At 62.9% G+C, this 13,672-nt stretch carries 12 protein-coding genes; all 12 read left to right on the top strand.

Going from position 1 to position 13,672, the window contains the following annotated elements; all coding sequences use genetic code 11:
- Window positions 1–35: 35 nt before the first annotated feature.
- The 12 genes from NKI66_RS23305 to NKI66_RS23250 all read left to right on the top strand — a co-directional run bounded on the left by NKI66_RS23305 (window position 36) and on the right by NKI66_RS23250 (window position 13,669).
- Window positions 36–341, top strand: a complete 306-nt coding sequence (locus NKI66_RS23305) for a type II toxin-antitoxin system MqsR family toxin (RefSeq protein ID WP_352753122.1) — start codon at window positions 36–38, stop codon at window positions 339–341.
- Window positions 338–757 (top strand): type II toxin-antitoxin system MqsA family antitoxin, encoded by a 420-nt coding sequence (locus NKI66_RS23300; RefSeq protein ID WP_050592750.1) that lies wholly within the window; start codon window positions 338–340, stop codon window positions 755–757. Before NKI66_RS23305 ends, NKI66_RS23300 begins: the two co-directional genes overlap by 4 nt.
- Window positions 758–836: 79 nt before the next feature.
- Window positions 837–2,822, top strand: a complete 1,986-nt coding sequence (locus NKI66_RS23295; protein WP_352753120.1) for a CocE/NonD family hydrolase — start codon at window positions 837–839, stop codon at window positions 2,820–2,822.
- A 154-nt stretch (window positions 2,823–2,976) separates the two neighbouring features.
- A complete protein-coding gene (locus NKI66_RS23290; protein WP_023813638.1) occupies window positions 2,977–4,563 on the top strand; it encodes an ABC transporter substrate-binding protein in 1,587 nt (528 codons plus the stop codon).
- A 16-nt stretch (window positions 4,564–4,579) separates the two neighbouring features.
- Entirely contained in the window at window positions 4,580–5,539 is a 960-nt protein-coding gene (locus tag NKI66_RS23285; RefSeq protein WP_127289704.1) for an ABC transporter permease, read from the top strand.
- Between the two features lie 9 nt (window positions 5,540–5,548).
- Window positions 5,549–6,373, top strand: coding sequence for an ABC transporter permease (locus tag NKI66_RS23280; RefSeq protein ID WP_023813640.1), 825 nt, complete (start codon window positions 5,549–5,551; stop codon window positions 6,371–6,373).
- A complete protein-coding gene (locus tag NKI66_RS23275; protein ID WP_023813641.1) occupies window positions 6,373–8,028 on the top strand; it encodes an ABC transporter ATP-binding protein in 1,656 nt (551 codons plus the stop codon). The genes NKI66_RS23280 and NKI66_RS23275 overlap by 1 nt, the downstream gene beginning before the upstream one ends.
- A gap of 183 nt (window positions 8,029–8,211) precedes the next feature.
- The gene (locus NKI66_RS23270; protein ID WP_352753117.1) at window positions 8,212–9,801 is read left to right on the top strand and encodes an ABC transporter substrate-binding protein; all 1,590 of its coding nucleotides are present in this window, start codon (window positions 8,212–8,214) and stop codon (window positions 9,799–9,801) included.
- Between the two features lie 98 nt (window positions 9,802–9,899).
- On the top strand, window positions 9,900–10,739 hold the full coding sequence (locus NKI66_RS23265; RefSeq protein WP_352736670.1) for an alkaline phosphatase family protein: 840 nt from the start codon (window positions 9,900–9,902) through the stop codon (window positions 10,737–10,739).
- A 269-nt stretch (window positions 10,740–11,008) separates the two neighbouring features.
- The gene (locus tag NKI66_RS23260; RefSeq protein WP_352753115.1) at window positions 11,009–11,575 is read left to right on the top strand and encodes a sigma-70 family RNA polymerase sigma factor; all 567 of its coding nucleotides are present in this window, start codon (window positions 11,009–11,011) and stop codon (window positions 11,573–11,575) included.
- On the top strand, window positions 11,572–12,240 hold the full coding sequence (locus NKI66_RS23255) for an anti-sigma factor (RefSeq protein ID WP_352753113.1): 669 nt from the start codon (window positions 11,572–11,574) through the stop codon (window positions 12,238–12,240). The genes NKI66_RS23260 and NKI66_RS23255 overlap by 4 nt, the downstream gene beginning before the upstream one ends.
- Window positions 12,230–13,669, top strand: a complete 1,440-nt coding sequence (locus NKI66_RS23250) for a S8 family serine peptidase (protein WP_352753111.1) — start codon at window positions 12,230–12,232, stop codon at window positions 13,667–13,669. The genes NKI66_RS23255 and NKI66_RS23250 overlap by 11 nt, the downstream gene beginning before the upstream one ends.
- Window positions 13,670–13,672: the final 3 nt, after the last annotated feature.

Here is a 13,672-nt window from a genome sequence, read left to right as displayed (position 1 = left end):
CTTGAATTGCCACCTTTATGGTGGCATATTGCGTCATGGAGAAACGAAGGCCCACCTACGATCTTGATGCCATCAAGACGACGTTCGGGTCTGTCGATACGCTGGCGATCACGACGTCCGCTCTGCTGGATGCCACAGGCCTTGGCTTCGACCGTGCCGGCGTCGTCGAGGTAATCGGCGGCATGACGAGGAAAATGTTCGTGAAATCCATGACGACCTTTGCGGATCACCGGGTCTGGCAGGATGCCTATCACGTGCCCGTGCGCGACCTGATCCTCTACGTGAAATTCCAAGCGGATGTCGTGACCGAGTTCACGGTCATGTCGTTCAAGGAGAAATGACCATGGCGACAAGAGAAGAAAATCGGACCATGATTTCCCCCGAAACCGGGGAAACGCTCACGCGTGACGTGCGTCCATTCACAGTGGCGTACAAGGGCGAGAGCATAATTGTCGACCTTCCGGGTTACTATCCAGCATCCGGTGACGAGGGTGTGCATATCGGAGGCGACATGGCTGCCGTCGATGCCGCACTACGCGCCCTCAAGGAGAGGATCGATGGCGTGCCGGCCCCGGCAACCATCCGCCGCATGCGCACAAAGCTCAATCTGTCGCAGCGCGAGGCAGGATCCCTGTTCAAGGTCGGCGAGAATGCTTTCGACAAGTATGAAAGGGGCCTGATCGAGCCGAGTGGCCCGACCATTCAATTGATGACGCTGCTGGAAAAACATCCCGAACTGCTGGATGAATTGCGGTAGCGGCACAGGTCGCATTTTTCGCTGCTCCAGTCGCGAATGGTGATTGAAAGTCGTCGCGCCGCGGGGCGTTATGCGGGCCATGAAAACAGTCACCGAATTTCCCCGCAAGGTCGTCGAGTTCCCGGATATGGGCATCGTCATGCCGGATGGCTGCCGGCTGTCGGCGCGGGTCTGGATGCCGGAGGATGCCGGCGACGATCCAGTGCCGGCGATCCTGGAGCATCTGCCCTACCGCAAGCGCGACGGCACCATCTTTCGCGATCAGCTGACGCATCCCTATTTCGCCGGCCACGGCTACGCCTCGATCCGGGTCGATATGCGCGGCAATGGCGATTCCGAAGGGCTGATGGACGACGAATATTCCGAGCAGGAATTGCAGGACGCCTGCGACATCATCGCCTGGGCGGCAAGCCAGCCCTGGTGCAACGGCAATGTCGGCATGATGGGCATTTCCTGGGGCGGCTTCAACTGCCTGCAGGTGGCGGCCAAGCAGCCGCCGGCGCTCAAAGCGGTGATCAGCTTGTGCTCGACCGTCGACCGCTACGCCGACGACATTCACTACAAGGGCGGCTGCCTGCTGATCGAGAACTTCGGCTGGGCCTCGACCATGCTGTCCTACTCATCGCGGCCGCCGGACCCGCTGCTGGCCGGCGACAACAGATGGCGCGATCTGTGGCTGACCCGGCTGGAGAACCAATCCTTCCTGGCGCCGCTGTGGCTGAAGCACCAGCACCGTGATGCCTACTGGAAGCGCGGCTCGATCTGTGAGGATTTTTCCGCCGTCAAAGCCGCGGTTCTGTCGATCGGCGGCTGGCATGACGGCTACCGCAACACCGTCTCGCATCTGGCCAGCAACATCGAAGCCCCGGTCAAGGGCATTATCGGGCCATGGATCCATAAATACCCGCATTACGCAGGACCAAAACCCGCCATCGGCTTCCTGCAAGAGGCCTTGCGCTGGTGGGACCGCTGGCTCAAGAGTGTCGAAACCGGTGTCGAGTCCGACCCGGCCTACCGCGCCTATGTCATGGACAGCGTGCGTCCGGCGCGCTGGCACCCCGAGCGTCCCGGCCGCTGGATTGCCGAGCAGCAATGGCCCTCGCCAACCATCAAGACGCAGGCGGTCGATCTGATCCCCGCAACGGAAAAACCCGCCATCGTTGCCTCGCCGCAAAGCTGCGGCTTGGCTGGCGGCGAGTATTTTCCCTTCACCTTCGGCCCCGAACTGCCAGGCGATCAGCGCCCCGACGATGCGCTGTCGGTGTGTTTCGACCAGACGGAACTCAGTCAGGCCATCGACATCGTCGGCACCGCGGAAGTCGAATTGCGGCTGTCCTCCGACCGTCCGCAGGCCAACATCGCGATCCGACTCTGTGACGTGCATCCCGATGGCGCGTCGGAGCTGATTTCCTACGGCGTGCTCAACCTGACGCATCGCAACTCGCACGAGTTCCCGGAAGCCCTGGTGCCGGGCGAAACCATCTCAGTACGCGTCGTGCTCGATCAATGCGGCTATCGCGTTCCGCCCGGCCACCACCTGCGTGTTGCCGTTTCGAACGCCTATTGGCCTGCCATCTGGCCGTCGCCGGAGCCGGTCCGGCTGACCTTATCGGCGGCGACGCTCCGCTTGCCGCTGCGGCCGTTGGCGACAGACGATGAAGCGGCGTTCGCCGAGCCGGAAGGTGCCACTCCCTGGGCAACGGAGACGATCCGCGCCAGCAATTCCGAGCGCCATATCGATCGTGACGAAAAGACGGGAATCGTGACGCTTTCCATCGTTGATGATTTCGGCGAGGTGCGCGATCTCGCTCATGGCCTCGCCAATGGCAGCATCGCCCGCGAGACCTGGACGATCCATCCCGACGACCCGCTGTCGGCCTCGGGGAAGACGCACTGGACGCAGACCCTGTCGCGAAACGGATGGTCGGTACGCACCGAAACGACAGCCGAAATGCGATCGGACGCGCAAAACTTCATCGTCAGCGCCAGAATCGAGGCCTATGAGGACGAAACGCTCGTCTTCGAGCGTAATTTCAAGGAGAAGGTGCCGCGCGCGCTTCTTTGAGCACCGAGTTCATTGGTCCAATTGCGACGTACGATTTACGCCACGGCATGTCGCATTCGGTCTTGCTTACCGCTTTCCCTTGCGGTCATTATTCTCCTCACAAGAAACAAGTAAAACGACCGCAGAGTCGAACCAACAGAGTGAGGAACTCAAAATGTCGAACGAACTGGAATTTCTTAGCCGGCGTGTCGCGTCGGGCAAACTGAGCCGTCGTGATTTTCTCGGCCGGGCGGCGGCGCTCGGTATCTCCGCGCCCTTCGCCAACTCGCTGCTTTCAAGCGCGGCACGCGCGGCAGGTCCGGTCAAAGGCGGCACTCTGAAGGCCGGACTTGTCGGCGGCGAGTCCACCAACAGCCTTGATCCGGCACTGTTCATGACTCAGGTGCCGTTCGCCTTCGGCAAGATGTGGGGCGAATTGATTGTCGAGCTTTCGCCGGAAGGCAAGCTCGAGAACCGCATCGCCGAGGAGATCGGCTCGTCGGACGACGCCAAGGTGTGGACGCTGAAGATCCGCGACGGCGTCGAATTCCACAACGGCAAGACGGTGACCGCCGAGGACGTGGCCGCCACACTTGAGCGCCATTCCGACGAGAAGTCGAAATCCGGCGCGCTCGGCTACATGAAGGGCATCGAGACCATCAAGGCCAGCGGCAAGGAAGTCGTGCTGACCCTGAAGGAAGCCAATGCCGATCTGCCCTATTTGCTCAGCGACTATCACCTGATCGTCCAACCGAATGGCGGCAAGGACAAGGCCGACGCAGGCATCTCGGCCGGTCCTTACAAGGTCACGACCAATGAGCCCGGCGTGCGCCATGGCGGCGAGCGTTTCGCCAATTATTGGCAGGGCGACAAGATGGGCCATGCCGACCAGATCGAGATCATCGTCATCAACGATGCGACGGCGCGCACCGCCGCCCTGCAAGGCGGCCAGGTCAACATGATCAACCGCGTCGAGCCGAAGATCGTCGACCTGATCAAGCGCCTGCCTGGCGTGACCATCCGCAACCATGCGGGTCCTGGCCACTATGTCTTCATCGCGCATTGCAACACCGCCCCCTTCGACAACAACGATCTGCGCATGGCCCTGAAGCTGGCCATCGACCGCGAAGAAATGCTCGACAAGATCCTGCGTGGCTACGGTTCGATCGGCAACGATTTCCCGATCAACGCTTCCTACCCGCTGTTCACTGATATCGAGCAGCGCAAGTACGATCCCGACAAGGCCAAGTTCCACTTCAAGAAGTCGGGCCATGACGGCGCCGTGCTGCTGCGGACTTCGGACGTCGCTTTCCCGGGCGCCGTCGACGCTTCCCAGCTCTTCCAGCAGAGCGCTGCCAAGGCCGGCATCAAGATCGAGCTCAAGCGTGAGCCCGGTGACGGCTATTGGAACGAGGTCTGGAACAAGCAGCCCTTCTGCGCTTCCTACTGGGGTGGCCGCTCGACCCAGGACCAGATGTACTCCACCGCTTATCTGTCGACCGCCGACTGGAACGACACGCGTTTCAAGCGCCCGGACTTCGACAAAATGGTGCTGGCCGCGCGCGCCGAGCTAGACGAGACCAAGCGCAAGCAGATGTACCATGACATGGCTGTCCTGGTCCGCGACGAAGGTGGCCTGATCTTGCCGATGTTCAACCAGTTCATCGACGCTACCGGCGCCAAGGTCGACGGCTGGGTCGACGATCCACATCAGGAGCTGATGAACGGTTACGCGCTGGCGAAGTGCTGGCTCGAAGCCTGAGCTTGGCCTTGCGGATATGTCCTCACCCATCTTGAAACTGGTGGCCCAGCGCGTTGCGCTGGGCATTCTCCTCTTGTTGGCCGTTTCGGTCCTGATCTTCGCCGGCACCCAGATCTTGCCCGGCGACGTCGCGCAAGCCATTCTCGGACAATCGGCGACACCGGAGTCGCTCGCCAATCTGCGCGAGCAGCTCGGCCTCAACGATCCGGCCTATATCAGGTATTTCCGCTGGCTCGGCGGTGTGCTGACCGGCGATCTCGGCACGGCCATGTCGAGCGGGCAGGATATCGCCACGTCGATCAAGGGGCGGCTGTGGAACACGCTGTTCCTCGCCTTCTGGGCGGCGATCGTCGCCGTGCCGCTGGCGATCATTCTCGGCCTGATCGCGGTGCGCTACCGCAATGGCTGGGTCGACAAGCTGATCTCCGGGCTGGCGCTGGCCTCGACCTCCTTTCCCGAGTTCTTCATCGGCTATGTGCTGGTCTATTTCTTCGCCGTGAAATGGCAAATCTTCCCGGGCATCTCGACCGTCTATGACGGCATGCCTTTTGGCGAGCGCATGCAGGCGATCGCCCTGCCGGCGGCAGCGCTGACGCTGGTCGTGCTCGCCCACATGATGCGCATGACACGCGCGGCGATCCTCAATGTCATGCAGTCGGCCTATGTCGAGACAGCGGAACTGAAGGGCCTGTCGGCCTTCAACGTCATCCGCAAGCACGCCTTCCCCAACGCCATCGCGCCGATCATCAACGTCGTCATGCTCAACCTCGCTTACCTCATCGTCGGCGTCGTCGTGGTCGAGGTGATCTTCGTCTACCCGGGCATGGGACAGTATCTGGTCGACCACGTCACCAAGCGAGACGTGCCGGTGGTGCAGGCGGTCGGCCTGATCTTCGCCGCCGTCTATATCAGCCTGAACATCATTGCGGACATAGCGGCCATCGTCGCCAATCCGCGTCTCAGACACCCGAAATAGGGGGCGGATATGCTCGATATCAAACGCATCCCCATCCCCGCTCTGATCGGCATCGTGCTGACGGCATTGTTCGTCCTGGCGGCGGTCTTCGCCCCCTGGATCGCGCCGCACGGCAATGGCGAAATCGTCGGCGATGTCTGGGAACCGATGTCGGCTGCTCATTTGCTAGGCACCGACAATCTCGGCCGCGACCTGCTTTCGCGCATGATCTACGGCGCCCGCATCACTTTGTTCATCGCGGTGCTGGCCACCGCGCTGTCATTCTCGCTCGGCGCCATCCTCGGCTTCTCGGCGGCCGTCTTCGGCGGCTGGTTCGATACGCTGCTGTCGCGCCTCGTCGATCTCTTGATGTCTATCCCGACGCTGATCATGGGTCTCGTCGTGCTGTCCGTGCTACCGACCAACCTGGTGACGCTGATCCTGGTGATGGGCATTCTGGATTCGACCCGCGTCTATCGCCTGTCGCGCGCGGTCGCCGTCGACATCAACGTCATGGACTATGTCGAGGCGGCGAAACTGCGTGGTGAGGGCAGCGGTTGGATCATCTTCCGCGAAATCCTGCCCAACGCATTGTCGCCACTGGTTTCCGAACTCGGCCTGCGCTTCATCTATGCCGTGCTGTTCCTGTCGACGCTGTCGTTCCTCGGCCTTGGCGTGCAGCCACCGGACGCCGACTGGGGCGGCATGGTCAAGGAAAACAAGGACGGCATCGTCTTCGGCATCGCGGCCGCACTCATCCCGGCGGCGGCGATCGCCCTGCTGGCGATTTCCGTCAACCTGGTTGCCGACTGGGTGCTCAACCGGACGACCAGCCTCAAGGGAGGACGCGGGTGATGGCCGACACCAAAGCGAAATCAGGCCTGCTGCTCGACATCCGCAATCTGCGTATCGAAGCCACCGTCTTCCCGCCCGGCGAGCCGCCAAAGAACATCGTGCTGGTGCACGATGTCTCGCTGACGCTTGAAAAAGGCAAGGTGCTCGGCCTGATCGGCGAGTCCGGGGCCGGCAAGTCGACCATCGGCTTGTCGTCGATGGGCTATGGCCGCGGCGGCGTGCGCATCACCGGCGGCGAGGTGATCCTGAACGGCCGCGACATCCTCAAGGGCGGCAAGGACGGCTTCCGCAAATTACGCGGCCGCGAGGTCTGCTATGTCGCGCAATCGGCGGCAGCCGCCTTCAACCCGGCGCACCGGCTCATGGACCAGGTGGTGGAAGCCACGCTGCTGCACGGTACGGCGACACGCGCCGAGGCCGAGAAGCGCGCGGTTGCGCTGTTCAAGAAGCTCAGCCTGCCCAACCCCGAAACCATCGGCGAGCGCTTTCCGCACCAGGTTTCGGGTGGCCAGTTGCAGCGTGTGATGACGGCGATGGCACTCTGCTCCGAGCCGGACCTGATCGTCTTCGACGAGCCGACAACGGCGCTCGACGTGACGACGCAGATCGACGTGCTGGCGGCGATCAAGGACGCCATCCGCGACACCCATGTGGCGGCGCTCTACATCACCCACGACCTTGCCGTCGTCGCCCAGGTCTCAGACGAAATCATGGTGCTGCGCCATGGAAGGCTGGTCGAATGGGGCGGCACAAGGCAGATCATCAAGGAGCCGCGCCAGGAATACACCAATGCGTTGGTCTCGGTGCATGAGATCGAACACCAGGAGCAGAAACCCGGCACGACGCCGTTCCTGTCGGTGAAGAACGTCACCGCCGCCTATGGCCGCAGCGACATCAAGGTGCTGAAGAACGTCTCGGTCGACATCTATCCGGGCCAGACACTGGCCGTGGTCGGCGAGTCCGGCTCCGGCAAATCGACGCTGGCACGCGCCATCACCGGGCTTTTGCCACCCGAAGCGGGTACAGTGACCTTCGACGGACGTCCGCTGGCCAACCGGCTGGCCGACCGGCCGAAGGAGGATCTGCGCCAGTTGCAGATGATCTACCAGATGGCCGATGTGGCGATGAACCCGCGCCAGACCGTCGCCACCATCATCGGCCGGCCGCTCGAATTCTATTTCGGCATGCGCGGCCGCGAGCGCGACAGGCGCGTTACCGAACTGCTCGACAAGATCGAGATGGGCAAGGGCTTTTCCGATCGCTACCCGGCCGAGCTTTCCGGCGGCCAGAAGCAACGCGTCTGCATCGCCCGGTCACTTGCCGCCAAGCCCAAGTTGATTATCTGCGACGAGGTCACCTCGGCACTCGATCCGCTGGTGGCACACGGCATTCTCGAGCTGCTGCTCGAGCTGCAGAAGGAAGAGAACGTCGCCTATCTGTTCATCACGCATGACCTCGCGACGGTGAAGTCTATCGCCGATTCGATCGCGGTGATGTATCGCGGCGAAGTGGTGCGCTATGGCCCCAAGAGCAAGGTGCTGAGCCCGCCCTTCGACGCCTATACCGACCTCCTGCTCTCCTCGGTTCCAGAGATGGAAATCGGCTGGCTGGAAAAGGCAATCAAGGGACGGCGCATGGCCAGCGCGGGGAACTAAAGCAATTCCGGGAAAACTGGAGACCAGTACTCCCGGAAGAAATGCAGGGCGCTTCCCTGGAAATCGCGTCAGATCAAGCCGCCACATCGGGGCGCCGGCGACCGTCATCCGGATGCAACACTAGAACGCCACACGTCCTTCGGGACAAGCGCCGCTCGCACGACTTTTAAACAGGGGTAGGACATGAAGACTGAACTCGATTATCTCGCTGAACTCGCCGGTCAAGGCCGGATATCGCGTCGCGCCTTTCTCGGGCGCGCCGCCGCGCTCGGCGTATCGGCGGCCCTGATGCCGGCGCTGGCCGGCAAGGCATTTGCCCAGACGGCGGTGAAGGGCGGTATCATCAAGGCCGGCCTGCAGGGCGGTGAATCCACCAACAGTCTCGATCCGGCGTTGAACCTCAGCCAGGTTACCTTCAGCTTCGGCAAGCTTTGGGGCGAGTATCTCGTGCGCCTCACACCGGACAACAAGCTGGTCAACCTGATTGCCGAGGAGATTGGCGCCTCGGCCGACGCCAAGACATGGACAATCAAGATCCGCGACGGCATCGAGTTCCACAATGGCAAGACGGTCGGCGCGGAGGATGTTGCCGCCACCATCGAGCGACATGCGGATGAGAAGTCCAAGTCCGGAGCACTCGGCATCCTCAAGAACATCAAGGGGATCAAGGCGAGCGGCAAGGAGGTCATCGTCACGCTCGGCGACGCCGATGCCGACTTCCCCTATCTGATGGCCGACTATCATCTCACCATCCAGCCGAATGGCGGCAAGGACGATCCGAATGCCGGTATCAGCGCCGGACCCTACAAGGTTAGCGTCAACCAGCCAGGCGTTCGCCATGGCGGCGAGCGTTTCGCCAATTACTGGTTGCGCGACAAGGCCGGCCATGCCGATCAGGTCGAGATCATCGTCATCAATGATGCGACCGCACGGCTTGCAGCCTTGCAGGGCGGCCAGGTGCACATGATCAACCGCGTCGAACCCAAGGTCGTCGATCTGGTCAAGCGCATCGCCGGCGTTTCCATCGAGAACGTCTCGGGCAAGGGCTACTATCCGTTCAACATGTTCTGCGACACCGCACCTTTCGACAGCAACGATCTGCGCATGGCGCTGAAGCTAGCCATGGACCGCGACGAGATGCTGGAAAAGATCCTGCGCGGCTATGGCTCGGTAGGTAACGACTTCCCGATCAACGAGGCCTATCCGCTGTTTTCCGCCGACATCGAACAGCGCAAGTTCGATCCCGACAACGCGGCGGCAGCCTACAAGAAATCAGGCCACAGCGGCTCGATCGTGCTGCGCACCTCGGACGTCGCCTTCCCGGGCGCCGTCGATGCCGCACAGCTCTATCAGCAGTCCTGCGCCAAGGCCGGCATCAAGATCGAGATCAAGCGCGAACCCGGCGACGGCTACTGGTCTGAGGTCTGGAACAAGCAGCCTTTCTCGCTCTCCTACTGGGGCGGACGCGCCACGCAGGACCAGATGTATTCCACCGGCTATGTCTCGACCGCCGACTGGAACGACACGCGCTTCAAGCGGCCGGAATTCGACAAGATGCTGTTTACCGCGCGCGGCGAGCTCGACCAGGCCAAGCGCCAGGCGATCTACCACGATATGGCGGTGATGATGCGTGACGAAGGCGGGCTGATCGTGCCCTTCTTCAACCAGTTCATCGACGCGGCCGCCATCAACAAGATCGGCGGCTATGCCAAGAGCCCTATCGGCGAAATGATGGACGGCTACGCGCTTGCCGAGTGCTGGCTCAACGCTTGAGCGGACTCTGATCGTCCGATTTCATCTATCAAGAACGCCGTGTGCCCGGGACGGCACACGGCGTTCCCGTTCCAACCGCCAACCGCATGGAGCAGCCCATGGCGCTCAAATCCAAGCTTCTGCTGATCATCCTCGATGGCGTGCCTTACCGGAACTGGCGCCGGCTGATGGGCAATCTCGAAGGTTGGGTGCAATCGGGGGAGGCGCGCGTCTGGAAAATGCGCTCGGTGCTGCCGTCGACCTCGGCCTGCTGCTATGCGTCGATCCACACCGGGGTTTCACCGCAGGTGCACGGGATTCTCTCCAACGAGAACCGGTTCCGCGTCGAGCAGCCCGATATCTTCTCCGAGGTCAGCAAGGCAGGCGGCAAGACGGGGGCGGTGACCCATTCCTACTGGTCGGAATTCTTCCGCGCCTATCCGTTCGACCTGGTCGAGGACATGGAATTCGACGAGCCAAGCGGGCCGATCACGCATGGCCGCTTCCACACCATGACTGGTTACAATCTCCGCAACCAGATGACGCCGAGCGATGTCGACCTGTTCGCCACGCTGACGATGCTGACGAAACGCCATGGCATCGACTATGGCATCCTGCACACCTGCACGCTGGACTCGATGGGACACCGCTTCGGCCACGACTGCCACGAGATGGACCATGCCGTCTATGCGATGGACGGCATGCTGGCGGCCTTCCTGCCGCGCTGGATCGAAGCCGGCTATGAGGTGATCGTCACCGCCGATCACGGCCAGACCGATCGTGGCCATCATGGCGGCCACGACGACGAAATGCAGGATTTCGCGCTGTATTATTTCGGACCTGGAATGGGGCCGCAGGCCGACACGCTGCTCGACCAGCTGCAGTTGGCGCCGACAGTGCTGAGCCGACTGGGTGTTCCGGTGCCCGCGACGATGAAAGCGAAGCCGTTTTTGGGGTGAACTGAATGCGGCGTTGGCGTCCCCTCTCCCCGTCCTTTACGGGGAGAGGTATGGGTGAGGGCAGCGCCAACGTCGAATATAAGACCTCACGCCGACGCCGCCCCTCATCCGCCTGCCGGCACCTTCTCCCCGTATAGTGACGGGGAGAAGGGATGCTCTGGCAACCGCCCCGCTCTTCGGTTAGCCTCCTAAAAATTCCTTGGCGGAGGATGAACCTTTTTGGACCGATCAGCGACAGAGCAGACAGGAGCCAGGCGGCTCGACCGGCCATGACGGCAGCGACGGAGACCGATCGCACTCTCGTCGACCGGGTCGCGAAGGGCGACCGTGCCGCCGTGCGGCTCCTGTTCATGCGTCACCACGCGCGGGTCTACCGCTTCGTGGCGCGCCAGACGGGATCGGAAATGATGGCCGACGATATCGCCAACGAAGTCTTCCTCGAGCTGTGGCGCCAGGCGCCGGGGTTCGAAGGGCGCTCCGAAGTCTCGACATGGCTGCTCGGCATCGCCCGTTTCAAGGCGCTGTCCTTTCTGCGCAAGAAGAAGGAAGACTGGATCGACGACGAGGCCGCCGCCGCGGTGCCCGACGGCGCCGACACGCCGGAAGTCGTCACCATGAAGGAAGACAAGGCCGCCGCCCTGCGGCGCTTCGTGGATGCCTTGCCCGAAGAGCATCGCGTCGTCATCGATCTTGCCTATTATCACGGACAGTCGGTGAGCGAGATCGGCGAGGTGCTCGACATTCCGGTCGCCACCGTCAAGACCCGGATGTTCTACGCCCGCAAGAAACTCGGCGAGGCCCTCAAGGCCGCCGGTTACGAAAGGGGGTGGCCATGAGCGCCGCTGAAAAAATGTCGCGCCGCGACGAAATGGAAACGCTGCTGCCGTTCTACCTGAACGGCTCGCTGGAAGGTTCCGACCTGGAAGCGGTCGAGGAATGGCTGGCCAGCGACCCGGCCGCACTTGCCGCCCTTGGTGAGGCTGAAGCCGAATTCTCCGGCGCCACGGCCGCCAACGAAGCAATCCGGCCGCCGGCCGATGCGTTCAGCCGCTTTGCAAAGGCACTCGACGCCGAGGCCGGGCCGGCGCGCAAGCCGGCAGGATCGTCTTGGCTGGCGCAGGCCTGGGGCCGCTTCATGGCGGTGCCGGTCGGTGTCGCCTGGGCGGCAGCCGCGGTTCTGCTAGCCCTGGTCATGGTGCAGTCGTTTGTCGAACCCGGCGGCAAAGGCAATGATTTCGAGATTGCCGGCGCGGAAAACGATCCGGCGAAAATGCCGTTCGCCCTGGTTAAGTTCAAGCCGGATGCCAACATGTCGGACATTTCCGCCTTCCTCGGCAGCAACGGGCTGAAGATCGTCGGCGGACCGACCGCCGACGGCGTGTTCCGGCTTGGCGTCCCGGCTGCCAACGCAGCCGACTACACCAGGCAAATCGGCCTTATTGCCGCCCAGCCCTTCGCGGAAACTGTGATCGAGGGAAGGAAACCGGTTGATGGCGGCTGAGGCAGTCATTCGATTTGCGGCAATCCTTGCGGCGGCGATGACAATCGTCGCCGTGCCCGCGTCGGCGCAGACCAACGACCCCAATCCAGACCAGACAAAAGTCGACTGCCGCGACGGGACCAATGCGGCGGGAGCCGACTGCGCCAAGAACGGCAATGACACAAAGGGCGGATCGGACGCAGGCCAATCCGGCGCCGTCTTCCTGCCGGCGCTGATTGTCGACCTTTTCCCCAATCCGGCGGCACCTCCAGCACCGCTGCCGACCCCACGGCCGGCGCCCGCGACTCCGCCAGCCGACAGTCAAGCCGGCCCCCCGCCTGGCGGCCCGATCGTCTCGCCGACCGATCTCATCGCCGTTCAGCCGCGGCGCGCCGTGGTCGGCGATTTTGTGCCCGACGAGGTGCTGGTGACCGTCGACGGCGATGCCGGTGCCGTGCAGCAGATCGCCGCCTCCTTCGGCCTGCAGGTGCGCTCGCAGCGCCAGTCGCGGCTGCTTGGCACCACGCTGGTGCGCTTCGGCATTCCCGACGGCCGGCCCGTCGGCGTCGTGCTGGCGCAACTGGCCGCCGACGGCCGCACACAGCGGCGCGAGCCCAATCATGTGTATTCGCTGCAGCAGGCCGCCGGCATCGTCAACTATGCGTTCGATCGTATCGTGCTCGATTCCAAACAGGCCAGCGGCGAAAACGTTCGCATCGCGGTGATCGACACCGGCATCGACGACACCAACCCGGCGCTGTCGGGCGTCATTGCCGGGCAGTTCGACGCCATGCCCGACGTGCCGATTGAAAAGCGCGATCACGGCACGTCGATCGACGGGCTGATCGCCGGCGTCGGCGCGCTGGAGGGCATGGCGCCGGGGGCAAAAATCTATCACGCTCGCGCCTTCGAGGGCGGCAAGTCGACCATGGACGTTATCCTGGCGGCGCTCGACTGGGCGGCGGAACAGGATGTGCGCATCATCAATATGAGCTTCGTCGGGCCGAAGAACGATTTGCTCGGCGTCGCCTGCCGCAATGCCCGCGCGCTCGGCATGGTGCTGGTCGCCGCCGCCGGCAACAATGGGCCGAAAGCACCCTATGGCTATCCGGCCGCCTTCGACAGGGTCATCGCGGTCACCGCCACCGATGCCAGGGACGGGCTGATGCCGCAGGCCAATCGCGGCGCCTATGTCTTCATCTCGGCACCTGGCGTCGAGATGGTGGCGCCGAGCGGCGCCGGCTCGGACGTGGTCACAGGCACCTCGTTCGCGGCGGCGATCGTGAGCGGCGCCATCGCCAATCTCATCCATGCCGCGCCCGATCGTTCGGCCGACGACATCGAGAAAGCGCTCGCGGCGACGGCCAGGGATCTCGGCCCAAAGGGACGCGACAATGATTTCGGCTACGGGCTGCTGGACATCAAGGCGGCAGGGGCTGCGAAGGAGTAAGGT

This window comes from Mesorhizobium sp. M0518 (genome assembly GCF_040321125.1).
Classification (GTDB): Bacteria; Pseudomonadota; Alphaproteobacteria; order Rhizobiales; family Rhizobiaceae; genus Mesorhizobium.
Note: the sequence above shows the minus strand (reverse complement) of the source record. Positions and strands in the feature narration are given on the sequence as shown.